The organism is Aeromonas sp. s8, assembly GCF_040907785.1.
GTDB lineage: Bacteria > Pseudomonadota > Gammaproteobacteria > Enterobacterales > Aeromonadaceae > Aeromonas > Aeromonas veronii.
Window position 1 is genome coordinate 57,622 of record NZ_JBFOCL010000040.1, and the last position, 26,629, is coordinate 84,250.

A 26,629-nucleotide genomic window follows, 5' to 3' on the forward strand; every position below is an offset into this window, starting at 1 on the left:
CTCACCCCGGGCATGAGAGTTACATCATGTTGGTGAAGGTTCTGGAGATGACGTCCTGCTGCTGCTCGCGGGTCAGGGCGTTGAAGCGCACCGCATAGCCGGAGACCCGGATAGTCAGGCTGGGGTACTTGTCCGGATTGTCGATGGCATCCAGCAGCATCTCGCGATTCATCACGTTGACGTTGAGGTGCTGACCCCCTTCTACATCCCGCTCATGGTGGAAGTAGCCATCCATCAACCCCACCAGATTGCTCTCGCGATTGGCGGGTTCCTTGCCGAGCGCCCCCGGCACGATGGAGAAGGTGTAGGAGATCCCGTCCTTGGCGTATTTGAACGGCAGCTTGGCCACCGATGCCAGCGAAGCGACCGCCCCCTTGCGATCCCGACCGTGCATCGGGTTAGCCCCCGGCGCAAAGGGCGCACCGGCGCGGCGACCATCCGGGGTGTTGCCGGTCTTCTGGCCATAGACAACGTTGGAGGTGATGGTCAGGATCGACTGGGTCGGCACCGCATTGCGGTAGGTCGGCAACGCCTGGATCTTCTTCATAAAGCGCTCGACCAGATCGCAGGCGATGGAGTCGGCCCGCTCGTCATTGTTGCCATACTGGGGATACTCCCCCTCAATCACGAAATCGACCGCCAGCCCATCCGCATCGCGCACCGGCTTGACCCGGGCGTACTTGATGGCTGCCAGCGAATCGACCGCTACCGATAGACCGGCGATACCGCAGGCCATGGTGCGATAGACGTCACGATCGTGCAGTGCCATCAGGGAAGCCTCGTAGCTGTATTTGTCATGCATATAGTGAATAAGGTTGAGCGCGCTGATGTACTGCACCGCCAGCCAATCCATAAAGCTGTCGAGGCTGGCCATGACGGTGTCGTAATCCAGCACCTCGTCCATGATAGGCGCCACTTTCGGGCCGACCTGGATCTTCAGCTTCTCGTCCACCCCACCGTTGATGCAGTAGAGCAGGGTCTTGGCCAGGTTGGCGCGGGCACCGAAGAACTGCATCTGCTTGCCGATCACCATGGGACTCACGCAGCAGGCGATGGCGTAATCATCGCTCTCGAAATCGGTGCGTATCAGGTCATCATTCTCATACTGCAGGGATGAGGTATCGATGGAGACGCGAGCCGCATAGGTCTTGAAGGCCCGCGGCAGCCCTTCCGCCCAGAGGATGGTGAGGTTGGGCTCAGGCGCTGGCCCCATGGTCTTGAGGGTGTGGAGGTAGCGGAAGGAGTTTTTGGTCACCAGCGTGCGACCATCCAGCCCCATGCCACCGATCACCTCGGTCGCCCAGATGGGGTCGCCGGAGAAGAGGGAGTCAAACTCGGGGGTTCGCAGGAAACGTACCATGCGGATCTTCATGATGAAGTGATCGACCAGCTCCTGGGCATCCTGCTCGCTGATGAGCCCCGCCTTTAGATCCCGCTCGATATAGATGTCGAGGAAGGTGGCGGTACGACCGAGGGACATGGCCCCGCCATTTTGCGACTTCACCGCCGCCAGATAGGCAAAGTAGAGCCACTGCACTGCCTGCTGCGCCGTGCGCGCCGGCCCGGAGATGTCAAAGCCATAGCTGGCCGCCATCTGCTTGATCTGCACCAATGCCCGCTTGTGCTCGGCCAGCTCCTCGCGCTGGCGGATCACCTTCTCCAGCTGCTCTCCCCGCTCGAGCGCCGGTTGCAGATCGGCAAACTGCAACTCCCGCTCACGGATTAGATAATCTATGCCATAGAGCGCGACCCGACGATAATCTCCGATAATGCGACCACGGCCGTAACCATCCGGCAAACCGGTCAAAATTCCCGATTTTCGGCAGCGCAACATCTCGGGAGAGTAGACGTCGAATACTCCCTGGTTATGGGTTTTGCGCAATTCGCTGAAGGTATATTCAAATTCGGGATCCATCTCCCGGCCATATGCTTCAAAAGAGCTGCGGATCATATTTATGCCGCCAAACGGGTGCAGCGCTCTTTTAAGGGGCTTGTCGGTTTGCAGGCCAACAATCTTTTCCAGCCCCTGCTCGATATAACCCGGCCCGTGGGCAGTAATGGTCGTGGCAATATTGGTATCAAAATCGACCGGTGCGTGGGTGGCATTCTCAATGCAGATCCCCTCCATCACCTTATTCCACAAAGTGGTGGTCGCTTCGGTCGCATCTGCTAAAAACTGTTCGTCACCTTCATAGGGGGTGTAGTTCTGCTGGATAAAATCACGGACGTTGATCTCGTGCTTCCAGTTTTCACCGGCAAACCCTTGCCATGCCTGACGGAATTTATCCTGATCCAATTGCATATCAACTTTCATAAAATAAACCTCATTCACTACTCATGACACTACAGTGGAAGATGTCAGACGCACTCGGCCTGACGAACCTTCAGCCCCAGACGAATGGCATCCAGCGCGATCATTTTCTCTTCATTGGTGGGAATAACCGCCGCCAGTACCATGGATTCTGCCGCCGAAATTACCCGGCAGCCCTCGCTATTGGGACGCTGGTTAAACGGCTCGCTGATCGCTACGCCAAATACCTGAAGTCGTTCGCATACCAGCTTTCTGATAAAGGCCGAGTTCTCGCCGATCCCTCCGGTGAAAATAACGGCATCCAGCCGGCGCAATGAGGTGGCATGGCCGCCGATATGGCGGGCAATACGGTGGACAAAGGCGTGGATCGCCAGTTTCGCCCCGGGATGTCCTTCGTGATAGGCAGCTTCCAATACCCGCATATCGGAGGAGAGCCCCGAAATACCCAGCAGGCCGGACTGCTTGTTCAATACCCGCTCGATATCCTCGATAGATTGACCCGTCTTGCTGGCGATATAGGCCAGCGCGCCAAAATCGATATCGCCGCTGCGGCTGCCCATGATCAGCCCCTCCAGCGGCGTCATCCCCATCGAGGTATCGACGCTCTTGCCATCCTGCACCGCGCAAATAGAGGCGCCATTGCCCAGATGGGCGATGACCAGACCGGCATGCTGCTCATCCAGCCCCATAAATACGCAGGCCTGCTCGGCCACATAGCGATGGGAGGTGCCATGGAAGCCATAGCGGCGCACGCCGTAATCCTGCAAATATTGGTAAGGCAGCCCATAGATATAAGCTTCCGGCTTGAGGGTCTGGTGAAAGCCGGTATCAAATACCGCAATTTGGGGCTGGTTGGGAAATAGCTGGCGGGCGGCCATCACGCCACTTAAATTGGCGTGATTGTGCAGGGGGGCCAAGGGTGACACCTGCTTTATTTTGGCCAAGACATGTTCATCAATGATCACGGCTTCGCTAAATTCACTGCCACCATGCGCAATCCGATGACCCATCAGCACAATCGAATCCAGCAGATCGCGCTTTTTCAATTCAGCCGCAATGGCAGCCAATGCACAGGTGTGGTTATTTTCAGGTAATGACATAGCGGGCTCTTTACCCACTTGCAATTGGGGATGGGCCGTCTCAATACCATCCGCCATACCGGATATCACCACCTCACAGGATTGACTCTCCAGTACCGAGAATTTGACCGATGAGGAGCCGCAATTGATAACCAGAACCAACGAATCAAACTTCATTACATCGCCTCGAGATTAATAGTGTCGAGTCACTGCAGTCAGGGCATTTCGCCATAAACAGAAAGTCAAAAAACGGCAAGCCTTACCCAGGGCCCACATAATTGTGGCCAACGAAGAACCGGTTATTGCTCATGTCTGACTGCACCATCCAGACCCCGCCAGGGGGGCCTGAATGGTTGATGACTTGCAGAAAAGGTTTTCAGAACAGCTTGGAAACTATATTCAGGATGGTCAGCACACCGATGATGGTGACAAACAGGTTGCTGGCCTGACCTTTATATTTTGCAAGTGCCGGTGTCTTGCTCACCGCATACATCGGCAGCAGACAGAGCAGGGAGGCGATGATTGGCGCCCCCATTGCCTCAATCAGGTCGAGGATGTTGGGGTTCACATAAGCGACCAGCCAGGTGGAGCCCATGATGAACAACATACTGACCATGTTGAGTTTTTTACTGGAAACCTTGCTCTTGTCGCCCTGATAGCCAAAGCGGAGGATAAGGCCATTCAACCCTTCCAGCGTCCCCAGATAGTGACCGAAGAAGGATTTGAAGATAGCAACCAGCGCGATAATGGACGCCGCATACTCCAGAGTGGTGGCAAACGCAGACTTGCTGCCCGTCATCGAGGAGAAGTGGTTGGCCAGATAGGAGAGCACCGGAATATTCTGGGCCTTGGCTTCCGCCATATTTTGCGGCGACAGGGTAAACAGGCAGCTGAAGGCAAAGAACATCACCACGGCCACCATCAGCATGCTGGCACCGGAGATAATCTTCGAGCAGCGCTTCTCGGTAAAATCACGACCGAACTCCTGCTCATACTCTTCCCGCTTGGAGACGATGAAAGAGGAGACAATCGGCGAGAAGTTGAAGGAGAAGACCATGATGGAGATCCCCAGCCAGACGGTAACCAGAATACCATCGTGACCAAACATCGATATCTCGCTCAGATTGACCTGATCAAAGACGGCACTGTTCCAGTACGGGACGAGGGAGAGAGAGATAACGATCAAACTGGCAATAAAGGGAAAGACCAGATAGCTCATCACCTTGACCATCAGATCTTTACCGAAGTAGATCACGAATGCCATCAACATCAACAATGCCAGTGCAACCACACCTCGATTAAGCGGAACCAACTGTAGTTGATGCTCCCAAAATGCCATAAAGGTATTGGTGATCGTCACACCATATATCCACAGCAGTGGGCAGATGGCAAAGAAATAGAGGAAGGTAATCACTACCCCACCCATTTTGCCAAAATGTTCTTCAACGGTCTCGGTAATATTTGCCGATGGATTGCTGCCAGAAAGACATAATCTGGCCAACGCCCTGTGGCAATAAAATGCAATAGGGTAAGCCAGCACCAACATGATTAATATAGGTATCAGGCCACCATATCCGGCCCGAATAGGGAAAAATAGAACACCTGCACCGATCGCTGTACCAAACAGACCTAATCCCCATGTGGTATCCGATTTACGCCATGCACGTGTATTCTCTTTACTGCCGGTGACAACACTGTCTAATATCATGACTGCATTCCTTACAGGCTAAATTGACGAATATTGTTCTGTTCGATAATTTCGGTGATCCGGGTCAGGTCAATATTGCCACCAGAAATAATGCTGACGGTTTTTTTGCCTTCGACATAATGTTTGAGTTTGCCGCTCAGCAGCGCTGCCGAGGCCAGAGCTCCCGCCCCTTCGGTAATCACCTTGTTGCGCTGAATAAGGTCAACCATGCTATGACGAATATCATCCTCGGTGACCAGTACAATATCATCCACCAATTGTTTGACGATTTCGAAGGTCAGTGAACCGGGTCTTGCCACATCACAGCCATCGGCCAGCGTGCTGCCGGTTCTGTGATTGGTCATGGTACCGGCATAGAAAGAGGCCGCCATACCGTGCACATTCTCGGATTGCACACCAATCACCTTGATGGTCGGATTAATAGATTTGATAGCCATGGCAACACCGGCAATCAAACCACCGCCACCGATCGGCACTATGATGTTATCGACATCATACAAATCTTCGATAATTTCCAGGCCAATGGTGCCCTGGCCGGCAATCACTTTCGCATCGTCGAAAGGGGGGATAAATACGCGGCCTTCCATCTCCACGATTTCGCTGACTTTGGCAATGGTGTCATTGAAGCTATTTCCATGGAGGATCACTTTGGCTGAATAGTCACTGGTTGCAGCAATTTTTGATTTGGGGGCACAGCAAGGCATGACCACCTTGGCATCAATTCCCAGCATAGCACTGGAGAGTGATACACCTTGGGCATGATTACCCGCCGAGCAGGCGACAACACCTTTTTGTCGGTCTTCCAGACTTAATGAACTGAGCTTGTTGAAGGCGCCACGAATTTTAAAAGAGCCTGTACGTTGCATGTTTTCAAGCTTGAGGTAAACCTCGCCATGGCAACGTTCGCTGATGTAGTTAGAGGGTAGTTGCGCGGTCTTGTATATATGATTGGTCAGTCTTTTTTTGGCTTCAGTAATATCATGAAGACCAATGGGCAGATTGCTATACATCTTCATCGCAAATCTCTTTTTATTTATTAATTTGTAGGGTTTTATTTCACAGGGCGAAGCGATACTAGGTTCTATCACTTGCAATTAATGTGAGCATAAACACAAAAAAATCTACAAAGAGACTGCGTTACGGTGAAATTATCAAAAAATGTGATGGCAGCAACACGTGAATCCAAATGGATTAAAAAAAGTAATCAGATATTGGTAAAGAATATAATTAACAACTCCAAAACAAAGCCGTAAAGATTAGATTTTTAAGGGCAATTGCGTTGCTTTTTGCAACCGGCAATCGGTTGCTTGCCTGCCAGAACCGGGACAATAAAAAAGGGAGCCTATAAGGCTCCCTCTCGACAACACAAAACCGATTACTCGGCTGCAGCATCATCTTTCTTATACTTGGCAGCAGTCTCTTTGATCAGAGCCTGCAACTCGCCAGCCTGGAACATCTCGATCATGATGTCACAGCCACCGATCAGCTCACCTTCAACCCACAGTTGGGGGAAGGTCGGCCAGTTGGCGAATTTTGGCAATTCGGCGCGGATATCCGGATTTTGCAGGATATCAACGTATGCAAACGGCTCGCCGCAGGACATCAGAGCCTGGGAGGCCTGGGCAGAGAAGCCACAGCTGGGTAGCTTGGGGGAGCCCTTCATGTAGATGATGATGGGGTTGTCAGCCAGCTGCTGCTTAATCTTTTCAATAGTTTCCATAGGTGCCTCACTAGAGCGATTTCGGCGGCCATTCTACTGCAATCTTGCCCGAGCACAAACTGACAAAGGGGTGACCCGGCTCGAATTGTGCAAAGAACCCACACAGGATTGATCGCGATCATGGCGCCAATCAAGAGTTGTTAGGCCATCTTTGATACTGCTACAATCCCTTGGCTTTGGGCTACCCAGCCCCATCATTTTAAAAACAACTCTTTTCACATATAGAAAAGAGTACGCAATGTCTTGCAACCGTCGCCTTCGCACGGTCCAGCCAATGGAGAGTAGAAAATGGCATTCGAACTTCCCGCTCTGCCCTATGCAATCAACGCTCTGGAACCGCACATCTCCCAGGAAACTCTGGAATATCACCACGGCAAGCACCACAACACCTACGTGGTCAACCTGAACAATCTGGTGCCGGGTACCGAGTTTGAAGGCAAGTCTCTGGAAGAGATCATCAAGACCTCCAACGGCGGCATCTTCAACAACGCCGCCCAGATCTGGAACCACACCTTCTACTGGCACTGCCTCTCCCCGAATGGCGGTGGCGAGCCGACTGGCGCCCTGGCTGATGCCATCAACAAGGCATTCGGCTCCTTCGCCGAGTTCAAAGATGCCTTCACCAAATCAGCCATCGGCAACTTCGGTTCCAGCTGGACTTGGCTGGTGAAGAAAGCTGACGGCTCTCTGGCTATCGTCAACACCTCCAACGCTGGCTGCCCGCTGACTGAAGCCGGTACCACCCCGCTGCTGACCGTTGACCTGTGGGAGCACGCCTACTACATCGACTTCCGCAACCTGCGTCCGAAGTACATGGAAACCTTCTGGGCTCTGGTTAACTGGGAATTCGTGGCCAAGAATCTGGCTGCCTAATCAGCCTCGCTTGCCAAAACGCCCCGCACTGCGGGGCGTTTTTTTATCTCGATATGGCTGCGAAAATGAATAAGGCGCCCGCAGGCGCCTTTTACATATCGAGATGACCCGCTTACTGGTCCAGCTCGTCCATGTATTCATCCAGATTGGCATCGTCAGCCTGCTCTTGCTGAGACGCTTTCAGCTCGGTCTGCTTGCCCGTCACCTTGCCCTGATTATATTGCAGGTAGAAATCCTTGGTCAGCGCATAAGGATCGAGGGAGTTGTCGATGATCCGCTCCTGATCGATCAGCTTGGCACGTGTGCCCAAGCCATCCAGTGCCCAGTGTGCAACCTTCATCGGGAAGGTTAACAGGGCATAGGGGAAGTAGAAGCTGTCAATCGCATCACCAACCAGCTCCCGGGTGGTGGTCGGACCGTAGACAGGCACCATGATGTAGGCACCATTACCGATATCGGCCCTGCCCAGCACTGTGTCCATCTCCAGCTTGTTGCGCTCGAGGCCGGCATGTTTGGCCACATCGAAGATACCCAGCAGACCGACCGTGGTGTTGAGGGTAAAGCGCCCCAGGTTGGTGCCCGCCCCCTTCAAATCACCGGTGATCAGATGGTTCACCATGCTGCTTGGCTCATCAAAGTTGGCAACAAAGTTGGCAATGCCATCCTTCACCCCGACCGGAATGTAGCGGGCATAGGCATGTACCACAGGACGTGCCACATAGGGCTCCAGCACATCATAGTTGACCGCCCACATGGCCCGGTTGGCCCCCTGGAAGGGATCGCGCGGATCGGCCGCCGTACTGGTTGCACCCGGATTATTCATGCCGGGATTGAGATCCAGACTCTCTGGGCCAGGCTTGGGTGGACCACCGGCACAGCCAGCCAGCAAGAGGGCTGCCAGTATGGCCCCTGAACGAAGATACATATGATTGTCCTGACGTTTTATTTTGATTTATCAGAAGTATAGATAACCCAGCCCCCATCCAGGGGCCGGGTTATCCAAAGGCATATTAGAGGGCGTGATCGATGCGGATGTCAATCGGAGCAGCAGGGATCTCGGCCGTCTTGACCGGCACGGATACCCCTTCGAAGGCTCCTTCCTTGTTCATCACATTGCCACCGCGCGAGAGACGTGCCTTGAACTGCAGCTCCGGATAGGCCGCCAGTTTGCTGCCTTCCATCATGGCATCGCCATCCCCGAGTGACAGGGTAACAGGCAAGGTTGGCCCTGCGATACGCTTCACGGCGATGGGCATAGGCGGCCCGTTGGGCACCACGGCAAAGACGAAGAGATGGGCATCTTCCGGCATCTGAATGCCCGCCGCCAACGTGACGTGGATGGGGAATTCCCCCTCCTTCACCGCCAGCGGTTGTCCCTCAACTGCGCCCGCTTTGGCTGCGCCTGAATTCGTCACCTCGATGCCGCGCTGCTTGAGCTGCGCGCGGGCGTACTCCATGGAGCGCTCGACCATCACGTAACGGGGGGTACCTTTCTCCATCAGTGGCAACATCGCCTGCCAGCGAGCCAGCGCGGTCTGGAAGTCCTCTTTTTGCAGCGCCATAAAGGCATAGACAGAGCGCGCCTCGATATTGTCCGGATCCTGCGCGATAGCAGCCTGCAACAGGGCATCCGCTTGCGCCTCATCCCCCGTCATCATCAGCGCCTGCGCGTAAGGCACCGCCACCAGCGATTTCTGGGGAGCCAGCGTGTAGGCCCGCTCCAGCGCCTCGCTGGCCATTTCAGGATCATTGCCATCCAGCGCCAAACGTCCCAGCAGCAGCCAGCCACGGTAGTCGTTCGGTTCATCCTTGAGGCGGGTACGCAGTGCCAGCGTGAAATCCAGCAGATCCTGCTCGGTCACCTTGGCATCCCGCTCCACCAAAATGCGGTTGCTCAGCTCGCCAAGACGGCTGCTGGCATCTTGCCAGCGACTCACCTCTTGCCAGGAGCCCAACTTGTAGTAGAGCCCCAGACTCACCACCAACAGCACCAGTACACCCGGGATCCAGATCAGACTCTTGCCACTGCGGGCAGTCTGCTCCACATCAGGGATATCATCCAAGAGACTTCGTTGCAGCTCGACCAGCGAGTCGGACTCCTCAGCCAGGACACCCTGCTCGCGCTCTTCGCCAATCTCCAGCAGCCGCTGGCGATAGAGCTGTTTGTTGAGTGCCGAGCGACTGATGCTCTGTTTGCCTTCACCACGCCACAGCGGCACGACGAGCGCCAGACTCACCAGCACCAGCAAGCCCGCAATCACTATCCAAAAAGCGGTCATTGTTTCTCTTCCTCTTTGAGCAGCTCGGCCAGTCGGCGCTGCTCCTCCTCGCTCAAGGCGTTATCCAGTTGTTTTTTCACCGCAGGGGGCCGGCGGCTGCGCATCACGACCACGGCGCCACCAATCAGGATCACCAGCAGCGGGCCAAGCCAGAGGATCAGGGTGGAGGCCATCAGGGGCGGGTTATAGAGGATAAAGTTGCCGTAGCGGGCCACCATGTAATCCACGATCTCCTCTTTATCCTTACCCTCGCGCACCATCTGGTAGGTCTTGTCGCGCAAGTCCTTGGCCAGCCCCGCATTGGAGTCGGCGATATCCTGGTTCTGACACTTGGGGCAACGCAGCTCCTTGGTCAGTTCGCGAAAGACCTGCTCCTGATTGTCGTTGTCGAAGGTGTAGACATCGATAGCGGCCATGGCCGGCGCTTGCACCACCCATCCCAGCAACAGCAGCAGGGAAGCAATAAATACTCTCATCAAGACTCCCCTCACTTCATGGCATCAAAGATGGGTTTGAGGGTCGACGCCCAGTTCTCGGGGTTGATATCCCCCACGTGGCGATACCGGATGATCCCCTTGCTGTCGATAAAGAAGGTCTCCGGCGCGCCATATACCCCGAGATCCAGCCCCAGCATGCCGTCCGGATCATAGAGGTTGACCTGATAGGGGTTGCCCAGCTCCGCCAGCCATTTGATCGCCTTGTCACGCTCATCCTTGTAGTTCATGCCGATGATGGGAATGCCCTGCCCCGCCAGTTGTTTGAGGTAGGTGTGCTCGCCATAGCAGGTCGGGCACCAGGTGGCCCAAACGTTGAGCAGCATGGGGCGACCGGTCAGGATACTGCGATCGTGCTGCTTGTTCAGATCGTAAATGTCCTGCAGGGTGAACACCGGCACCTCTTTGCCCACCATCACGGACTCAAGCTTAGTGGGATCGGAGTAGAGCCCCTTGAACAGGAACACTGCCCCCAGCAAAAAGACGATAAAGGGGATTAAAAACAACCAGGTCTTTTTGTTCATGCCTTGGCCTCCTCCTCACGACGGCCGAAACGGTAACGCTTGTCCAGCATCGCCAGCACGCCACCAATGGCCATAAAGACGCCGCCGAACCAGATCCAGCGCACGAACGGCTTGTAGTAGATCCGCACCGCCCAGGCTCCGTTGTCGAGCTGTTCCCCCAGCGCCGCATATAGATCGCGGGTGATACCGGCATCGATGGCCGCTTCGGTCATCGGCATCCGGCTCACCTTGTACATCCGCTTCTCGGGCTTGAGCAGAGCGACCTGCTCGCCATTGCGGTGCACTTCCAGCACGCCCTTGAAGCCATCGTAGTTGGGGCCGTTCTTCTCCTTGATCCCGGCAAAGACGAACTCGTAATCGGCAAAGTGCACCCGATCACCCGCCTGCATCCGCAGATCCTTCTCGATGCTGTAGTTCTGGGTGCAGGCGATACCTATGATGCTGACTGCCAACCCCACATGGCCGAGGATCATGGCCCAGTGGCTGTTGCCAAGCTTGCGCACACCGACTGCAAAGCTGTGCTTGTGGGTAGCCCGCGCCCAGGTCTCCTGCACGCTGGTGACGATGATCCAGGCACCCAGACCAATCCCTACCGCCGCCCACGGCTTGAAGGTTTCGGCAAAGAGCAGCGGCAACAGCAAGGCTGCGGCCAGACTCAGCACCAGTGCCACGACCACCTTGCTTTTGAGTTCCCCCAGCTCCTGACGGCGCCAGCGAAACAGCGGGCCAACCCCCAGCAGCAGGGCAAACGGGATGATCAGCCAGCTGTAGATGTGGTTGAAGAAGGGAGTACCGATAGAGATGCTCCCCAGCCCCAGCTCCTTGTGCACCAGCGGCAGCAATGTACCGAGCAGCACGGTCAGCAGACCCGCCACCAGCATGATGTTGTTGCAAAGCAGCAGGGTCTCGCGGCTCCACAGTTCGTGTTTGCCGTGGCTCTTCACCTGCGAGCCTTTAAAGGCAAACAGCAGCAAGGATGAACCGATCACCGCCAGCAGGAAGCCGAGAATAAACAGACCGCGGGTCGGATCGGAGGCAAACGCATGGACCGACACCAGCACGCCGGAGCGCACCAGGAAGGTACCCAGCAGGCTCAGCGAGAAGGCTGACAGGGCCAGCAGCACGGTCCACGCCTTGAAAGTGGCGCGCTTCTCGCTCACCGCCAGCGAGTGCAGCAGAGCGGTACCCGCCAGCCAGGGCATAAACGAGGCGTTTTCTACCGGATCCCAGAACCACCAGCCGCCCCAACCGAGTTCGTAATAGGCCCACCAGGAGCCGAGCACTATGCCGAGGGTCAGGAATACCCAGGCAGCCATGGTCCAGGGACGAGACCAGCGGGCCCAGGTCGCATCGAGACGACCGGTCATCAGCGAAGCAATGGCAAAGGCAAACGCTACCGAGAAGCCCACATAACCCATGTAGAGCATCGGCGGATGGAAGATAAGACCCGGATCCTGCAGCAGCGGATTGAGGTCACGACCATCTACCGGGAAATAGGGCAAAGTGCGGGTGAAGGGATCGGAGGTGAACAGCACGAACGCGGTGAAGCCGACCGAGATCAGCCCCAGCACGCCGAGTACCCGCGCGACAGCATCAAGCGGCAGACGGCGGCTGAACATGGCTACCGCTGCAGTCCAGCCCCCTAAGGTCAGAACCCACAGCAGCAGGGAACCTTCGTGGGCGCCCCACACAGCCGAGATGCGATAGGCCAGCGGCAGCAGGCTGTTGGAGTTAGTGGCCACATACTGCACGGTGAAGTCGTTATCGATAAAGGCCCAGGTCAGGCAGAGAAACGACAGCAGCAGCAACAAAAACTGGGCATAGGCGAGCGGGCGAGCCGCCGACATCATGCCAAGACGCCCCCAACTGGCGCCCAGCAGCGGGTAACTGCCCAGCAGCAGAGCGGTGGCAAAGGCCAGGATCAGCGCAAACTGACCTAATTCCGGGATCATGAAGGCATTCCTTTCAATTGAACGGTGACAACAGCCGCACCACGCACGGCAGGCAAAGCGGAAAAGGCAAACACCAGAGGGATCACTGCTTGGCTCCCTTCAATTGCGCCTCGGTATACTCCGGCTTGAAGTGCATGCCGTTGGTGGCATCGGCCACTTCCGGCGGCATGTAGTTCTCATCGTGCTTGGCCAGCACCTCGAACGCCTCTACGGTCGTGGCATCCTTGAGGGTGCCCTGGGCAACAATCCCCTGCCCTTCACGGAACAAGTCCGGCAGGATGCCGTCAAACTCGACCTTCACCAGATGACCGCCGTTATCCACCAGCTTGAAGGCAACCTTGAGGCTCTGGGGATCCCGCTGTACCGATCCCGGCACGACCAATCCACCGATGCGCAGGCGCTGCCCCTCTTCCGGCTTGATCTTGTCCGGCCCCTTCCCCTCCACCAGCTCGCTCGGGGTGTAGAAGAGGTCGATATTCTGACTGAGGGCGTAGAGCACCAGCCCGCTGACGGTCGCCAGACCCAGGGTGATGGCAAGAATGATGGTGAGGCGTTTTTTGCGTCTCGGGTTCATAGGGTGTTCTCCATCTGCTGGGCCGCCTTGCGACGGGCCTCACGCGCCTGCTTGCTGCGCAATTCGGCGAGCAGGCTGCGGGTTTTCATGCGGGTAGAAATGATGATGCCGACCAGACACACCAGCGTCAGGCCAAAAGAGAGCCAGACATAGAAGGCGTAACCGCCCATCGCCATAAAATCACTGAAAGAGGCAAAGTGCATGCTTACTTCTCCTGCTCTGCAATCTCTTTGACCCAAGGGCGATGCCACTCCCGCATCAGGAGTTCATTGCGAAAACGCATCAGGGTCAGGGCCCCGAGAAATGCGGCAAATGCCAGGATCATGATCAGCAGCGGCCAAAGCATCTCGGGTGAAATGGAGGGTTTGTCAAATTTGGTGATGGTAGCCCCCTGATGCAGGGTGTTCCACCACTCCACCGAGTAGTGAATGATGGGCAGGTTGATCACCCCAACCAGTGCCAGAATGCCGGCCGCACGGCCAGCGACCACCTTGTCGCTGAAGGCGTTGTAGAGGGCTATCACGCCGAGGTAGAGAAACAGCAGGATCAGTTCAGAGGTGAGCCGCGCATCCCACACCCACCAGGTACCCCACATCGGTTTGCCCCAGGCGGCACCGGTAAAGAGGGCAATAAAGGTAAATACGGCGCCGACCGGCGCAATGGCTGCAACCGTCATGTCCGCCATCCGCAGTTGCCACACCAGGCCGATAAAGGCGGCCACCGCCATGGTGGAGTAGGCTCCCATGGAGAGAATGGCGGAAGGCACGTGGATATAGATGATCCGGAACGAATCTCCCTGCTGGTAATCCGCTGGCGCAAACGCGAGGCCCCAGACAGTACCGATCACAAACGAGAGCAGACTAATTACCGCAAACCAGGGCAACAGCGTGCCTGCCAGCTGATAGGCACGCTCCGGTTTGGCATAAGGGTGCAACCATTTCCACATAGCTCACAAAACCTTTTTGTTATTAATCGTTTGGCGAGGCCTACCATACCGACCGCAGGGCAGCATCAAATACCCCGAAAGCAATAAGCGGCACTCTCCTTGATCCATCGCAACATTATTTTTTGCAAAAAGACTCCGTTCGGAGCCAAATCCGGTTCAGCTCACGGCCATCAGTTGAGGCTGACCCGCAACGCCGCCGACACAGCCAGCGGCGTCAGTGTCAAAGCCCCCACCAGCATGGCGGCCAGAATGGCAAGCTGCCCGCCATAGGGCAAGCTCATCCCCGCGGCATCGATGGCTGAGGTGGCAAAAATCAGTACCGGAATATAGAGCGGCAGGATCAGCAGACTAAGCAGCACCCCGCCTTTGCGCAATCCCACCGTCAACGCGACCCCGACCGCGCCGAGCAGGCTCAATACAGGAGTGCCCAGTGCCAGCGTCGCGACGACGGCTAGATAGGTGTTCATATCCAGCGACAGCAAAATCGCCAGCAAGGGAGAGATAAGCAGCAGCGGCAAGCCGGTCAGCAGCCAGTGAGCAACCACTTTCGCCAGCGCCAGCAAGCCCAGCGGGTGCGGCATCAGCATCATCTGCTCCAGCGCGCCATCGGCAAAGTCGTCGCGAAACAGCCGCTCCAGCGACAGCATGGCCGCCAATAGCGCCGCCACCCAGATGATCCCCGGGGCAATACGGGCCAGCAGTTTGGGCTCCGGGCCAATGCCTAACGGAAACAGGGTGATGACGATGAGGAAAAACCAGAGCGGGTTGAGAATATCGGAACGCTGGCGCAGAGCCATCAGCAGTTCACGGTGAATAAGGTGCATAACAGCGCGCAACATGGCGTTACTCCTGCAATGTCGATGCGAAGGGGGTCAACGAGATAGTCTTCAGCCGTCCCTGCATCAGGGTCAGATCCTGATGAGTGGTGAGGATCACCATGCCGCCCCGCTCGGCGTGGGCCAGAAAGAGCTGTTCGAGCACCTTGACCCCTTGCTTGTCGATGGCGGTAAAGGGTTCATCGAGGATCCAGAGTGCCGGTTTCTGTGACAGCCAGAGTCTGGCCAGAGCCACCCGGCGTTGCTGGCCGGCAGAGAGTTGGCCGGTCGGGTACTCTTCAAATCCGGCCAGCCCTACCCGGGCCAATATCTGCCACAAGTCAGTCTCTGTTTGCTGCGGGTAATGCAACTGCTGGTAGAACTTCAGGTTTTCAAAAGGGGTCAGCGCCGCTTTGACACCGGGCTGATGGCCGAGATAGAGCAGATTGGCATGATACTCATCACGACAGTGACGAATATTCTCCCCATTCCAGCACACCTCACCGGCAAACGGCTGCGACAGCCCGGTCAACAATCGCAACAGGCTGGTCTTGCCGACCCCGTTGGGCCCTTCAATTTGCACCAGATCGCCGGGCGCAACAGAGAAAGAGAGGTGTTCAAACAGAGTGCGATCTTCACGCACGCAGCTCAGATTGTTAACTTGAAGCAGCATGGGGATTTTTTCAGAGAAAATGAAGCGGTCTGCATCTTAACACAGTATTCGAATACGTCTTTTCAAAGATGCAACAATTGAACTGACTGGCGACCGGGATCACAAAGAAAATACGGTAGAAACTACTCGCTCAACGCTGCTGGGGGAAAAGCGGCTGCACGCCATAAAATTCAGGAAGGCAATTGCCTTCCTGAATCATCAAGAGCGACCTTTTCGCAACGATATCAAGAGCTCAGCCTCTGCCTTTGGCAACTCGCACTCACTCATGACTTCATCAAGATCGGCGCCCAGTTCGACCATCTTTGCCGCTCGGCTGTAGAGCCTGCGTTCGGGATCCTGCATGGTCAGCTCTTGCTGGCGCTCATTGACCTGCTGCATCGCCCCTTCCACCGACTGCAGACGCTGCCCCATGCCAATAGCGCCGGTATGGAGTTCCATCATCTGCTTGCGCAAGCTTTCCAACTGACCTTGCAGGGTTGCCACACTGGCCTCGGACTCCTGCTTGCTGCGCTTGCTCTTGAACCAGATATAAGAGGCAAACGCCAAGGCAATCAGGGACATCCCCAAGGCAACCATCTCGATTATCAAAACATCACCTTACTTATCAGAGGGAACCGATATCTTCCCACTCTTCATCGGAGAGCAGCTTGTTCAAGTCAACCAGGATCAGCAGTTGCCCATCGCGGTTGCTCACCCCCTGAATAAACTTGGCACTCTCTTCAGTGCCGACCGCAGGTGCCGCATCGATCTCGGAAGAGCGCAGATAAACCACTTCCGCCACGCTGTCGACCATGATGCCGATCACCTGCTTCTCGGCCTCGATGATCACGATCCGGGAGTTTTCACTCACATCACCGGAAGGCAGACCGAAACGGGAACGGGTATCGATGACAGTCACCACATTGCCACGCAGGTTGATGATCCCCAGTACGTACTCAGGCGCACCCGGCACCGGTGCAATTTCGGTGTAGCGCAACACCTCCTGAACCTGCATCACATTGATGCCGTAGGTTTCGTTTTCCAGTTGGAAGGTTACCCATTGCAGCACTTCATCTTCGGCCAGATTCTGTGCAATATTGCGCTTTTCTGTCATGTTTTTATTCCTTTTATGAAAACGTCTACTGCTAAAACTAGCAATAAAACAGCTCGATTGCAGAAGTTATCAGCGACCTTCTATGTTAACCCCACGTTCCAGCAACAGGAGCAGTTCGCGGACGTGTAACAGGGCACACATTTTTTCTTTGACCATGCCCGCCAACCAGGGGCGCTTGCCCTCCTGATGGCGCCATTTCACCTGGTCACGGTGTAACAATTCAGTCCCTTTGAGATGATGGCAGGCTAATCCCCACGGAGATTCACCAAGCATAATCAAATACTTGTAATCATCCATCTCGAGATGCTGACCCGGCATGACCCACTGGGCAGTATCGACCACATTCATCTTCTGCTCGCGGGAGGTCATGATCCCCTTGTACCAACCTGGCTGGCCAAACAGTGAGGTGATCTCGCCCAGCTGATGAATACCACCCAGCTCGGTCAACGGCACCGCAAACGTCACGCCCGCGACTTCAAAGAAAAGGGCCTGAAACTCTTTACCGGTATCGATATTTTCCCAGGTAACAGGTTCACTGGCCTCTACCGGAGCAACCTCCAGCGCCGTCTCGGTCAGGATAGTAGTATGGGGTTCCGCAACCTCGGGGAGCAGCACCTCCGCAGGCCATTCAGGCTCCACCGGCAGCAGTGATTCCTCTGCCACAATCTCCAGCGGAGTGGTGAGTGTTATCTCTTGGGTGAAGGCATCATTTTCGAACTGGACTTGTCCCACCTGAGCCAATAGTTCACCAAGTTGGGCAAGCCGTGGATCGCTTTCGAGGTAAGGTGCAGCGACTACCTCGGGGACGCTTTGGGGCTGACGTTGCAACTGTAAAACAGGGGCAGATTGAGCCTCTTCTACCTCATCCAGCGCCAGTGGCTCATCGAGCAGCAGAGAATGGAAATAGTCATCCATCGCCCGAACTTGAATGGTATCTCTCATGCCGTCACCTCATGAACCCGTTGCCGCTCAAGGGCATCAAGATAGTTGAGCAGCGTTTCATATGCATAGGTTCCACGACTCCCGGGAGAATAGATAGACGGGGGGATATGCAGCAAGCTGGCATCCCGAAACTTGGTATCAATAGGGATCACCGCATTCCACACCGAATCACCATATTGATCCTTAATCGACTTCAAGGTCATCAGAGAGGCACGAGTGCGCTTGTCGAACATGGTCGGGATCACGGTATAGCGAAACTTGTCACGCTTGGAACGCTGCATGATCTCGAATGTTTTCATCATCCGCTCCAACCCCTTGAGGGCCAGAAATTCGGTCTGGACAGGCACCAGAATGCGATCGCAGGCAGCCAGCGCGTTGACCATCATCACCCCCAGCACTGGCGGGCAATCGATCAGCACGTAATCATATTGATCCTGAATGCGCAGCAGTGCCCGTTTCAGTACCAGTCCCATCCCCTCACGATTGCCCATCACCCGATCAAGGGTCGCCAAGGTAATAGATGCTGGCAGCAAGTTGATATTTTCGAATTTGGTCTTGAGCGTCAGTTTATTGACAAGCTCGGCTGTCGGTTTGACAGCTTGAAACAACTCATAGAGGGTTCCATCCAGGCGATCTGAATCAAAATCAAGATATGCAGTCAGCGAAGCATGGGGGTCGGTATCAATCAACAGCACCCGCTGGCCACGCTGGGCCAGGATCCCCGCAAGCGAGACCACTGTGGTGGTTTTACCCACACCACCTTTCTGGTTGGCAACCGTCCAAACAATCACTGTATCAATCCTGCCTTGTTGTTATGCGTATGCCACCACCGGGCAAGGCGATCACCTTGATCTCTCCTGCATCCACAGCCTGTTGTACAGCAGGAACCGGTTCGGCAACTACCGTAGGCGTTGCAACCACAGGTGCTGGCGGCACCCAGGCAAACTTGGAGATAGCGACCACAACCTTGCGATTCTGCAGTCTGCCCTGCTCGCTGCCGTTGTCAGCAAAGGGGGAAAACTCGCCATATGCCTCGAACGCCAGACGCTGGGGGGCGATCCCATCAGCAATCAAGCCATTGAGTACCGCTTCGGCCCGAGCAGCAGAAAGCGCCCAGTTAGAACGATAAATTTCATTATTTATCTGTTGGTTATCGGTATAACCCCGAACCCTTACATAGTTATCGACCGGTTTGAGAATACTTGAAAGAGTATTAATGACCGGTGCAGCGTTTGGTCCCAAAAAGGCACTGCCGCTGCCAAACAACAACCCGGAACTAAGTTCTATCGTCAGCCAATTCTCATCTTGCGTCAGTTTGACGATACCGGCATCCACCAGCGAGCCCATGCTCTGTTGCAACTGCATATCGAGTTTTGCAAGTGTCGCGCCATCTTGCAGCACTGGCACACCAGAAATAGGAGCAAGTGAAGGAGAGGGGGATGCTGGGCTTTCCAGCAATGATAGAGAGGCAGATACCGGGTTATCCAGCAGGGAATTACCCTGCCCTTCAAGCAAGCCATTGCCGCCAGACTGCATGACACTGAACGCCTGGCTCATACCATCAATCACCGCGCGATACTTGTCCTTATTCACCAATGCAACAGAGTAGAGCACCACGAACAAGGCAAAGATCAGCGTCATATAATCGGCATAGGAGACCAGCCAGCGGTCAAGATGCTCGCGACCCTGCAAGTGCAACCGATAGCGCTTGCGCATGGCTACTCTCCTTTCAAATAGGCCCTGAGCCGGCGTTCAACCTGCAAGCCGTTTTCACCATGGGCGATAGCCAGCAGCCCTTCCAGGGTCATCTCCTGAAAGAGTGCATAGTGATAGTGAAATGCGCGTAGCCTGTTGGCGATAGGCAGGTAGATGAGGTTGGCAAACCCCACTCCATAGATGGTTGCCACAAATGCCACTGCGATACCCGCCCCCAGCGCTGACGGGTCTTCGAGATGAAACATGGCCTGGATCAGGCCCAGCACGGCACCGATGATCCCGATGGTCGGACTGTACCCCCCCATAGCTTCAAATACCCTGGCGGCATGTTCATTACTCTCCTGCTCGATATCGATATCGGCTTCGAGCAACATGCGAATATCCTCCGTGGATACTCCATCGACAATCATGCCAAGCCCTTGACGGGTAAAGTTGTCTTCCTCCTGCTCAGCCTGATTTTCAAGAGCCAGCAGCCCTTGCTGGCGCGCAAAGACGGCCCACGACTGTAACCGTTCGGCCTGCGTCGCAAGATCCTGGCGGGGAGGAGTAAAAATCCATAACAGCTGGCGCAACGCCAGCAGGATGTACTTGGCTGGAGTCTGCAACGTGACGGCACCGACGGTACCCCCCAGCACGATCAAAAAAGCAGGGCCGTCCACCAGCGTCAACAGGGAGCCGCCATGCCACAGTTGGGCAATGGCAATAGCCCCCAATGCCAGGAGCAGACCGAGCAAGCCCATGATTAGCGCCCCAACTCAACCAGAATACGCTGGGCCACCTTGTCCAGAGGGAGTGATTCGCTGGCAATCCCCGCTTTGGCTACCGCTTGCGGCATACCATATACCACGCAGGAAGCCTCATCCTGAGCCCAGATGGTTGAGCCCTGCTCTTTCAGCAGTCTGGCGCCATCACGGCCATCAGCACCCATACCGGTCAGCACAATCGCCAATACCTTGTCGGCATAGGTTTTGGCCGCAGAGGCAAAGGTGATGTCCACACAAGGCTTGTAATTTACCTTGTCGTTGCCATCCACGATGCGAATGCGGGCCCCTGCACCACGACCTTCCAACAGCATCTGTTTGCCACCGGGAGCAAGATAGGCATGCCCTGGTTTAAGCACATCGCCATCTTCCGCTTCCTTGACGCCAATCTGGCATAACCCGTTGAGACGGGCAGCAAACGCGGCGGTAAAAGTGGCTGGCATATGCTGGATAAGCAGGATGGGATGGGGAAAATCCCCCGGCAACTTGGTCAGCACATTTTGCAAAGCAACAGGTCCGCCGGTAGAAGTACCGATCGCCACCAACTGATAACTCTTGCCACTGCGCTTGAATGAAGCACTTGGCACAGTGCGTTGCAGGTCAGGCTGACGATCAGGAGTTCTGGGTGAAGTGCTGCCCAGAGGAGCACGAGCAACCGGTTCAGGTGCTTTGGGACGAGCAGCGGATGTCATCAGGAAGCGCTTGCGGGAGATCTCCTTTACCCGCTGTTGCAACAGTCTGACCGCTTCATCTTTGTCTCTGGCAATGTCCTCAAACTTCTTGGGCAAAAAGTCTAGGGCACCGGCGTCCAGCGCATCCAGCGTAGCCTTGGCCCCTTCATGGGTCAGGGAGGAGAACATCAGAATGGGGGTTGGGCACTTGGCCATGATCTCCCGCACCGCACTGATGCCATCCATGACGGGCATTTCGATGTCCATGGTGATCACATCAGGGCGCAGCGACATCGCCTTGTCCACCGCCTCACGTCCATTCTGGGCCGTATCAATCACCGTCAGCATGGGATCCTGATTGATGATCTCGCTCACCCGACGGCGAAAGAAGCTCGAATCGTCGACAACTAATACCTTGACTGCCATTGTTGTTTTTCTAACTCCTTGGGCCTGAGCTATTAATGTCTACGCGCATATGCTTTGAGCAGACTCGGCACATCCAAAATAAGAGCAATTCCGCCATCACTGGTAATTGTCGCCCCGGCCATGCCAGGGGTGCCTTGCAGCAGGTTATCAAGTGGCTTGATCACCACCTCTTCCTGACCAATCAGGCTGTCTACCACAAACCCGATTTGCTGAGTGCCAATCTGCACGATCACCACATGTCCGGTATCCTGGCGTGAACGCTTGTTGGCGCCGCGGATCAACCATTTATGCAGATAGAAAAGCGGTATCGCCTTCTCGCGCACAATGATGGTGAGCTGGCCATCAACCATGTTGGCCTTTTTCAGGTCCAGATGGAAAATCTCGTTCACACAACCAAGGGGAAGCGCGAAGGTCTGCTCACCCACTTCAACCATCAGAGTCGGCAGAATGGCTAGCGTCAACGGAACCTTGATTTCGAGACGGGTACCTTTCCCCCAAGTGGAATCGATATGCACCGACCCATTGAGGCTGACAATGCTGGTTTTAACCACATCCATTCCGACACCACGGCCAGATATATCGGAGATCTCGGCCTTGGTTGAAAAGCCCGGGGCAAAGATCAGGTTATAGGCATCGTTGTCGCTCATGCGAGCGGCAGTATCTGCATCCAGAACACCGCGACTGATAGCGATGGACTTGAGCTTCTCCGGATCCATCCCAGCCCCATCATCCTCGATGCAAAGCAGGATATGATCGCCTTGCTGGGAGGCGCTAAGGGTGATCGTCCCTTGCCGCGGTTTGCCCGCTTTCTCCCGCACATCCGGCATTTCGACCCCGTGATCGCAGGAGTTGCGAACGAGGTGAACCAGAGGATCGGCGAGCGCCTCTACCAGGTTTTTATCAAGATCGGTCTCTTCCCCCACCATCACCAGCTCAATCTCTTTCTTGAGGGTTCTGGCCAGATCACGCACCACGCGCGGGAAACGACCAAATACCTTCTTGATTGGCTGCATGCGGGTTTTCATCACCGCACCTTGCAGGTCAGCCGTTACCACATCCAGATTGGCAACCGCCTTTGACATCTCTTCATCATTGCTGGCAATACCCAAGCTCACCAGCCGATTACGAACCAGTACCAACTCGCCTACCATGTTCATGATGACATCGAGGGTCTTGGTATCCACCCGCACCGTCGTATCGCTTTGCACGGCACTGTTTTCTACTAGCGCAGGCGCCGCCTTGGCGGCAGGCGTTGGTGCCTTGGCTGCTTCGGCAGGTTTTGCGGGAGCAGCCGGTGCTGGTTTGGCTACAGGTGTGGCCGGTTTGGGCGGAGTCACCGCAGCAGGTGCGGCAGGTGCGGCAGGTGCGGCAGGTGCGGCAGGTGCCATAGTACTCTGAGGCCCTTGACCACGACCATGCAATTCATCAAGCAGGCGTTCAAACTCATCATCATCGATAAGCTCGTCCACCTCTTTTTGCACGGACTTCAGAGGATTCACCTCTGGCGCCCCCATGTGCTGTCCCTGGCCATGGAGCTGGTCCAGCAAGGCCTCAAACTCATCATCGGTGATATCGCCAGAGCCACCCGCTATCGGGGCTGCTGCAGCCGTCTTGGTCGGAGCCCCACCCACGCCGTGGAGTTCGTCCAGCAGACGCTCGAATTCGTCTGCAGAAATTTCATCGATCGAGCCGCCGCCATTGACAGGAGCAGGCTCGCTGCTGATGGCTGCGGGTTCAACAACTTCTGGAGCAACTTCTTCAACAACTACCGGTGCTGCAGGTTCAGATTCTACAGCCGCAGCCGCACTGGTAGCAGTGCGCAGTTGCTCTTCCCCTTCTGGCTTGCACAACTCATGGAGGTCATGAAGCAAATCATCTGACGCAGGGCTGGGTGCTTCGCGATTTTGAACCTGGGCGAACATGACATTGATGGCATCCAGCGCTTGCAGGATCACATCCATCAGCTCCGCAGTAACGGTTCGCTTGCCATTACGCAAGATATCGAACACGTTTTCCGCACCGTGGCATACATCAACCAGTTCACCGAGCGACAGAAAACCTGCCCCCCCTTTCACGGTATGGAAACCGCGAAAGATGGCATTCAACAGGTTCTTGTCATCGGGCCGCTTTTCCAAGTCGACCAGTTGTTCAGACAACTGTTCCAATATTTCGGATGCTTCGACCAGAAAGTCTTGCAGTATGTCTTCATCAACTTCGAAGGCCATGCGTCACTCCATTAGAATCCCAAGCTAGACAGCAGATCGTCCACATCATCCTGACCATTGACCACATCGGCACGAGCCTCGGGGTTCATGATAGGGCCCTCTGCTTCAATCCCGTTGACAGGAATACTACGAGTTGAATGCTCAGCAGAAGCCTCACCAAACATGGTCAGCATTTCTATTAATTTTGTTTCAACTTCCTGAACAAGCTTGATGACCTTGCGGATCATCTGACCTGTCAAATCCTGAAAATCTTGTGCCATCAGGATTTCTGTCAGCAGTTGCCGTAATTTATCGGCATCAGACTCTGAAGCCTTAATAAAATCATCAAGTTGGTGACATAAGGATTTGAACTGCCCCACGCTCATGTCACGAGACATCAGGGCATTCCAGTTCGGCATCACCAGCTGGATATTGTCATTCAGGCGATCCGCTATCGGCAAACTGGCTTCCACCGCATCCATTGTGCGATTGGCCGCTTTGTCGGTCATATCGATAACGTAGCTCAAGCGCTCCCGAGCATCGGGAATATCATGAGTAGCCAAATCGGGAATACGGGGATCAAGGCGAAATTCTTGAAGTGAATCATGCAGTTGTCGGGTCAGCTGACCTACTTTTTCAAACAGATCGGCTGCGTTGGGGGCACATACTTCGGCAAGCAGTTCATCGGCCAGCTCAAATTCGCCTTGCTCCAGATGAGCAACAAGCATCCTTGCCTGGTCGAGCGAAATCATTGCTCTCGTTTTGGCCATCATCCCTGCAGCTCCTTAGCCAATTCGTTCGAAAATTTTGTCGAGTTTTTCTTTGAGCGTTGCTGCGGTGAAGGGCTTGACGATGTAACCGTTGACGCCAGCTTGGGCGGCTTCAATGATCTGCTCACGTTTGGCTTCAGCGGTTACCATCAGTACCGGCAGATGCTTGAGCTTCTCATCGACACGGATGGCTTTAAGCAGGTCAATACCTTGCATGCCAGGCATGTTCCAGTCGGTAACTACAAACTGAAAATCACCATTTTTCAGCATCGGCAGCGCTGTATTGCCGTCATCCGCCTCATGGGTATTGTTGAATCCCAAGTCGCGCAGCAAGTTCTTGATAATCCGGCGCATCGTTGAAAAATCGTCAACAATGAGGATTTTCATGTTCTTGTCCAAAATTCCCTCCTAAATAGCCACCAGAGTGGCTCACTTACATGATGCTAAAAACGGGTTGTGTCGTGCGGATTATGCCTTAGAGTTTCATCTCAGTGTAGCCAGTACAAACACTTATAGATGCCAATCTCTCAAACGAGCACGCAATCTGTGCATTGCCTGACTGTGGATCTGGCTCACACGCGACTCGCTGACATTCAAAACTTCGCCAATTTCACGCAAATTCAGCTCTTCATCGTAGTAAAGAGAGAGAACCAAAGCCTCCCTCTCTGGTAGACGACCAATTTGCTCGGATAATTGAATCTGAAATCGCTCGGCAGCCAATTCATCGAATCCCGAGCCTGAATGGGCATCATCGGTGTTGCCGATCACATCCTCGCTGACCCCCAAATCTTCGATGCCGATAATTTTGCCGCAGGAGACATCTTGCAGCATCGCATGGTAATCAGCGATGGATACCCCCATCTCGGCAGCAACCTCGGTATCTCGCGCGTCACGCCCGTGAGTCTGCTCGACACTCTCGATCGCCTCTGCAATAGCGCGACTGTTGCGATGCACAGAGCGGGGTACCCAGTCACCACGCCGGATCTCATCCAGCATGGCGCCTCGGATGCGGATCCCGGCATACGTCTCGAAGCTGGCCCCCTTGCTACCGTCAAAGTTGCGGGAGGCTTCAAGCAGCCCAATCATACCTGCCTGGATCAGGTCATCCAGCAAGACACTGCTGGGCAGGCGAGCCAACAAATGCTGGGCAATTCGCTTGACCAGGGGAGCATGACGCTCCACCAGCACGTAGGAATCCTGATGACGCAAGTACGCTTGGGCTTTATTCACGGGAACCTTCCTGTGTTGTGGCCGGTTTCTGCAACAAATTTTCCAGGAAAAACTCCAGATGGCCGCCCGGCTGATTAGGAACCGGCCAGCTCGCCGCCTTGTTGGCAAGGGCACGGAACGCCAGTGCGGCCGGCGACTTGGGAAACGCCTCGACAATCAGCTTCTGCTTGCGCACGGCGGCACGCAGATTGGTGTCATAGGGTACACAGGCGACCAGCTCCAGCGAGGTGTCGAGGAAACGATCCGTGACCCGAGTCAATTTGGCAAAGAGCTCCTGCCCTTCACGCAGACTGCGCACCATATTGGCCACTACCTTGAAACGAAACACACCGTGATCCTTGGAGAGGATCTTGATGAGGGCGTAGGCATCGGTGATGGAGGTCGGTTCATCGCAGACCACCACCATGATGTCTTGCGCTGCGCGGGTGAAGCTCAGCACCATGTCGGAGATCCCCGCAGCCGTATCCACCAGCAGGATGTCGACCTGGGTCTTCATTTCGCTGAAGGCACGGATAAGCTCGGCATGCTGCACCGGAGAAAGCTCGACCATGGACTGGGTGCCCGAGGTCGCAGGCACGATCATCATGCCGTAGGGGCCTTCGACGATGATATCGTCGATGGTGCATTCACCAGCCAGGACATGAGAGAGGTTGCGATGAACCCGCAACCCCAGCATGACGTCGACGTTGGCCAGACCCAGGTCGGCATCCAGCACCATCACCCGCTTGCCTTGGGCGGCCATCGCTCCGGCCACGTTCAGGGTCACGTTGGTCTTGCCCACGCCACCTTTACCACCGGAAACGGCGATTACTTTTACTCGATTGTTTTGACGCATTTTGCGCAGACCACTCGCCTGATCCATATACAT

At 55.2% G+C, this 26,629-nt stretch carries 28 protein-coding genes; 1 reads left to right on the plus strand and 27 read right to left on the minus strand.

Annotated features, from left to right (window positions below; translation table 11 throughout):
• Positions 1-19 precede the first annotated feature (19 nt).
• The 5 genes from pflB to AB5Y86_RS13085 form a co-directional block, all read right to left on the minus strand.
• Positions 20-2,314, minus strand: coding sequence for a formate C-acetyltransferase (pflB, locus tag AB5Y86_RS13065; protein WP_368193020.1), 2,295 nt, complete (start codon positions 2,312-2,314; stop codon positions 20-22).
• 44 nt (positions 2,315-2,358) lie between these two features.
• The gene (gene tdcD / locus AB5Y86_RS13070) at positions 2,359-3,567 is read right to left on the minus strand and encodes a propionate kinase (protein ID WP_368193021.1); all 1,209 of its coding nucleotides are present in this window, start codon (positions 3,565-3,567) and stop codon (positions 2,359-2,361) included.
• A 199-nt stretch (positions 3,568-3,766) separates the two neighbouring features.
• Positions 3,767-5,098: a threonine/serine transporter TdcC gene (gene tdcC, locus AB5Y86_RS13075; RefSeq protein WP_019444738.1), complete on the minus strand. Its 1,332-nt coding sequence runs from the start codon at positions 5,096-5,098 to the stop codon at positions 3,767-3,769.
• Between the two features lie 11 nt (positions 5,099-5,109).
• Positions 5,110-6,114, minus strand: a complete 1,005-nt coding sequence (gene tdcB / locus AB5Y86_RS13080) for a bifunctional threonine ammonia-lyase/L-serine ammonia-lyase TdcB (RefSeq protein WP_368193022.1) — start codon at positions 6,112-6,114, stop codon at positions 5,110-5,112.
• Positions 6,115-6,473: 359 nt separating this feature from the next.
• Positions 6,474-6,818, minus strand: a complete 345-nt coding sequence (locus AB5Y86_RS13085; RefSeq protein WP_005353650.1) for a Grx4 family monothiol glutaredoxin — start codon at positions 6,816-6,818, stop codon at positions 6,474-6,476.
• Between the two features lie 288 nt (positions 6,819-7,106).
• Here AB5Y86_RS13085 and sodB point away from each other — a divergent pair, with 288 nt between their 5' ends.
• On the plus strand, positions 7,107-7,691 hold the full coding sequence (gene sodB, locus AB5Y86_RS13090; protein ID WP_005334664.1) for a superoxide dismutase [Fe]: 585 nt from the start codon (positions 7,107-7,109) through the stop codon (positions 7,689-7,691).
• 112 nt (positions 7,692-7,803) lie between these two features.
• Here the strand turns inward: sodB and AB5Y86_RS13095 are convergent, their stop codons facing one another.
• From AB5Y86_RS13095 to AB5Y86_RS13200, 22 genes are all read right to left on the minus strand, one after another.
• Entirely contained in the window at positions 7,804-8,616 is an 813-nt protein-coding gene (locus tag AB5Y86_RS13095) for a VacJ family lipoprotein (protein ID WP_005334673.1), read from the minus strand.
• A gap of 85 nt (positions 8,617-8,701) precedes the next feature.
• On the minus strand, positions 8,702-9,970 hold the full coding sequence (gene ccmI, locus AB5Y86_RS13100) for a c-type cytochrome biogenesis protein CcmI (RefSeq protein WP_139731738.1): 1,269 nt from the start codon (positions 9,968-9,970) through the stop codon (positions 8,702-8,704).
• Complete coding sequence (locus AB5Y86_RS13105) at positions 9,967-10,446, minus strand: cytochrome c-type biogenesis protein (RefSeq protein ID WP_017788562.1); 480 nt, start codon at positions 10,444-10,446, stop codon at positions 9,967-9,969. The genes ccmI and AB5Y86_RS13105 overlap by 4 nt, the downstream gene beginning before the upstream one ends.
• Positions 10,447-10,457: 11 nt before the next feature.
• Positions 10,458-10,988 carry a DsbE family thiol:disulfide interchange protein gene (locus AB5Y86_RS13110; RefSeq protein ID WP_005353655.1) on the minus strand — a complete coding sequence of 177 codons (531 nt, stop codon included), beginning with the start codon at positions 10,986-10,988 and terminating at the stop codon, positions 10,458-10,460.
• Positions 10,985-12,940, minus strand: a complete 1,956-nt coding sequence (locus AB5Y86_RS13115) for a heme lyase CcmF/NrfE family subunit (RefSeq protein WP_076491433.1) — start codon at positions 12,938-12,940, stop codon at positions 10,985-10,987. The genes AB5Y86_RS13110 and AB5Y86_RS13115 overlap by 4 nt, the downstream gene beginning before the upstream one ends.
• Positions 12,941-13,022: 82 nt before the next feature.
• Entirely contained in the window at positions 13,023-13,514 is a 492-nt protein-coding gene (gene ccmE, locus AB5Y86_RS13120) for a cytochrome c maturation protein CcmE (protein ID WP_005334685.1), read from the minus strand.
• Entirely contained in the window at positions 13,511-13,717 is a 207-nt protein-coding gene (gene ccmD / locus AB5Y86_RS13125; protein WP_005353657.1) for a heme exporter protein CcmD, read from the minus strand. Before ccmD ends, ccmE begins: the two co-directional genes overlap by 4 nt.
• Positions 13,718-13,719: 2 nt before the next feature.
• The gene (locus tag AB5Y86_RS13130) at positions 13,720-14,460 is read right to left on the minus strand and encodes a heme ABC transporter permease (protein WP_005334687.1); all 741 of its coding nucleotides are present in this window, start codon (positions 14,458-14,460) and stop codon (positions 13,720-13,722) included.
• A 170-nt stretch (positions 14,461-14,630) separates the two neighbouring features.
• Entirely contained in the window at positions 14,631-15,299 is a 669-nt protein-coding gene (ccmB, locus tag AB5Y86_RS13135) for a heme exporter protein CcmB (protein WP_005353658.1), read from the minus strand.
• 4 nt (positions 15,300-15,303) lie between these two features.
• Positions 15,304-15,948, minus strand: coding sequence for a cytochrome c biogenesis heme-transporting ATPase CcmA (gene ccmA, locus AB5Y86_RS13140; protein ID WP_368193023.1), 645 nt, complete (start codon positions 15,946-15,948; stop codon positions 15,304-15,306).
• A gap of 198 nt (positions 15,949-16,146) precedes the next feature.
• Positions 16,147-16,524 carry a DUF2802 domain-containing protein gene (locus AB5Y86_RS13145; RefSeq protein WP_005334692.1) on the minus strand — a complete coding sequence of 126 codons (378 nt, stop codon included), beginning with the start codon at positions 16,522-16,524 and terminating at the stop codon, positions 16,147-16,149.
• Between the two features lie 28 nt (positions 16,525-16,552).
• Positions 16,553-17,041, minus strand: coding sequence for a chemotaxis protein CheW (locus tag AB5Y86_RS13150; RefSeq protein WP_005298836.1), 489 nt, complete (start codon positions 17,039-17,041; stop codon positions 16,553-16,555).
• Positions 17,042-17,110: 69 nt separating this feature from the next.
• Complete coding sequence (locus AB5Y86_RS13155) at positions 17,111-17,983, minus strand: chemotaxis protein CheW (protein WP_368193024.1); 873 nt, start codon at positions 17,981-17,983, stop codon at positions 17,111-17,113.
• A complete protein-coding gene (locus tag AB5Y86_RS13160; protein ID WP_236356160.1) occupies positions 17,980-18,774 on the minus strand; it encodes a ParA family protein in 795 nt (264 codons plus the stop codon). The genes AB5Y86_RS13155 and AB5Y86_RS13160 overlap by 4 nt, the downstream gene beginning before the upstream one ends.
• Positions 18,775-18,778: 4 nt before the next feature.
• Positions 18,779-19,699, minus strand: coding sequence for a flagellar motor protein MotB (locus AB5Y86_RS13165; RefSeq protein ID WP_368193025.1), 921 nt, complete (start codon positions 19,697-19,699; stop codon positions 18,779-18,781).
• A gap of 2 nt (positions 19,700-19,701) precedes the next feature.
• Positions 19,702-20,439 (minus strand): flagellar motor protein, encoded by a 738-nt coding sequence (locus AB5Y86_RS13170; RefSeq protein WP_368193026.1) that lies wholly within the window; start codon positions 20,437-20,439, stop codon positions 19,702-19,704.
• Positions 20,440-20,441: 2 nt separating this feature from the next.
• Positions 20,442-21,557, minus strand: coding sequence for a chemotaxis response regulator protein-glutamate methylesterase (locus AB5Y86_RS13175; RefSeq protein ID WP_139731732.1), 1,116 nt, complete (start codon positions 21,555-21,557; stop codon positions 20,442-20,444).
• Between the two features lie 32 nt (positions 21,558-21,589).
• Positions 21,590-23,782: a chemotaxis protein CheA gene (locus tag AB5Y86_RS13180; protein ID WP_368193027.1), complete on the minus strand. Its 2,193-nt coding sequence runs from the start codon at positions 23,780-23,782 to the stop codon at positions 21,590-21,592.
• 11 nt (positions 23,783-23,793) lie between these two features.
• Positions 23,794-24,534 carry a protein phosphatase CheZ gene (locus tag AB5Y86_RS13185; protein ID WP_005353668.1) on the minus strand — a complete coding sequence of 247 codons (741 nt, stop codon included), beginning with the start codon at positions 24,532-24,534 and terminating at the stop codon, positions 23,794-23,796.
• A 12-nt stretch (positions 24,535-24,546) separates the two neighbouring features.
• Positions 24,547-24,930: a chemotaxis response regulator CheY gene (cheY, locus tag AB5Y86_RS13190; RefSeq protein ID WP_013723552.1), complete on the minus strand. Its 384-nt coding sequence runs from the start codon at positions 24,928-24,930 to the stop codon at positions 24,547-24,549.
• A gap of 111 nt (positions 24,931-25,041) precedes the next feature.
• Complete coding sequence (locus tag AB5Y86_RS13195; protein ID WP_368193028.1) at positions 25,042-25,761, minus strand: RNA polymerase sigma factor FliA; 720 nt, start codon at positions 25,759-25,761, stop codon at positions 25,042-25,044.
• Entirely contained in the window at positions 25,754-26,629 is an 876-nt protein-coding gene (locus AB5Y86_RS13200) for a MinD/ParA family protein (protein WP_013723550.1), read from the minus strand. Before AB5Y86_RS13200 ends, AB5Y86_RS13195 begins: the two co-directional genes overlap by 8 nt.

Bases quoted from the DNA above. Each gene is read 5' to 3' on its own strand.
- ccmD (WP_005353657.1), bottom strand. From the start codon at position 13,717: ATGCACTTTGCCTCTTTCAGTGATTTTATGGCGATGGGCGGTTACGCC.
- AB5Y86_RS13185 (WP_005353668.1), bottom strand. From the start codon at position 24,534: ATGATGGCCAAAACGAGAGCAATGATTTCGCTCGACCAGGCAAGGATG.
- ccmI (WP_139731738.1), bottom strand. From the start codon at position 9,970: ATGACCGCTTTTTGGATAGTGATTGCGGGCTTGCTGGTGCTGGTGAGT.
- AB5Y86_RS13175 (WP_139731732.1), bottom strand. From the start codon at position 21,557: ATGGCAGTCAAGGTATTAGTTGTCGACGATTCGAGCTTCTTTCGCCGT.
- ccmB (WP_005353658.1), bottom strand. From the start codon at position 15,299: ATGTTGCGCGCTGTTATGCACCTTATTCACCGTGAACTGCTGATGGCT.
- ccmE (WP_005334685.1), bottom strand. From the start codon at position 13,514: ATGAACCCGAGACGCAAAAAACGCCTCACCATCATTCTTGCCATCACC.
- AB5Y86_RS13085 (WP_005353650.1), bottom strand. From the start codon at position 6,818: ATGGAAACTATTGAAAAGATTAAGCAGCAGCTGGCTGACAACCCCATC.
- AB5Y86_RS13110 (WP_005353655.1), bottom strand. From the start codon at position 10,988: ATGAACAAAAAGACCTGGTTGTTTTTAATCCCCTTTATCGTCTTTTTG.
- ccmA (WP_368193023.1), bottom strand. From the start codon at position 15,948: ATGCTGCTTCAAGTTAACAATCTGAGCTGCGTGCGTGAAGATCGCACT.
- tdcD (WP_368193021.1), bottom strand. From the start codon at position 3,567: ATGAAGTTTGATTCGTTGGTTCTGGTTATCAATTGCGGCTCCTCATCG.
- AB5Y86_RS13155 (WP_368193024.1), bottom strand. From the start codon at position 17,983: ATGAGAGATACCATTCAAGTTCGGGCGATGGATGACTATTTCCATTCT.
- AB5Y86_RS13165 (WP_368193025.1), bottom strand. From the start codon at position 19,699: ATGCGCAAGCGCTATCGGTTGCACTTGCAGGGTCGCGAGCATCTTGAC.
- AB5Y86_RS13150 (WP_005298836.1), bottom strand. From the start codon at position 17,041: ATGACAGAAAAGCGCAATATTGCACAGAATCTGGCCGAAGATGAAGTG.
- AB5Y86_RS13180 (WP_368193027.1), bottom strand. From the start codon at position 23,782: ATGGCCTTCGAAGTTGATGAAGACATACTGCAAGACTTTCTGGTCGAA.
- tdcC (WP_019444738.1), bottom strand. From the start codon at position 5,098: ATGATATTAGACAGTGTTGTCACCGGCAGTAAAGAGAATACACGTGCA.
- AB5Y86_RS13105 (WP_017788562.1), bottom strand. From the start codon at position 10,446: ATGAGAGTATTTATTGCTTCCCTGCTGCTGTTGCTGGGATGGGTGGTG.
- AB5Y86_RS13115 (WP_076491433.1), bottom strand. From the start codon at position 12,940: ATGATCCCGGAATTAGGTCAGTTTGCGCTGATCCTGGCCTTTGCCACC.
- tdcB (WP_368193022.1), bottom strand. From the start codon at position 6,114: ATGAAGATGTATAGCAATCTGCCCATTGGTCTTCATGATATTACTGAA.
- AB5Y86_RS13145 (WP_005334692.1), bottom strand. From the start codon at position 16,524: ATGGTTGCCTTGGGGATGTCCCTGATTGCCTTGGCGTTTGCCTCTTAT.
- AB5Y86_RS13170 (WP_368193026.1), bottom strand. From the start codon at position 20,439: ATGGGCTTGCTCGGTCTGCTCCTGGCATTGGGGGCTATTGCCATTGCC.
- AB5Y86_RS13095 (WP_005334673.1), bottom strand. From the start codon at position 8,616: ATGTATCTTCGTTCAGGGGCCATACTGGCAGCCCTCTTGCTGGCTGGC.
- sodB (WP_005334664.1), top strand. From the start codon at position 7,107: ATGGCATTCGAACTTCCCGCTCTGCCCTATGCAATCAACGCTCTGGAA.
- AB5Y86_RS13130 (WP_005334687.1), bottom strand. From the start codon at position 14,460: ATGTGGAAATGGTTGCACCCTTATGCCAAACCGGAGCGTGCCTATCAG.
- pflB (WP_368193020.1), bottom strand. From the start codon at position 2,314: ATGAAAGTTGATATGCAATTGGATCAGGATAAATTCCGTCAGGCATGG.
- AB5Y86_RS13200 (WP_013723550.1), bottom strand. From the start codon at position 26,629: ATGTATATGGATCAGGCGAGTGGTCTGCGCAAAATGCGTCAAAACAAT.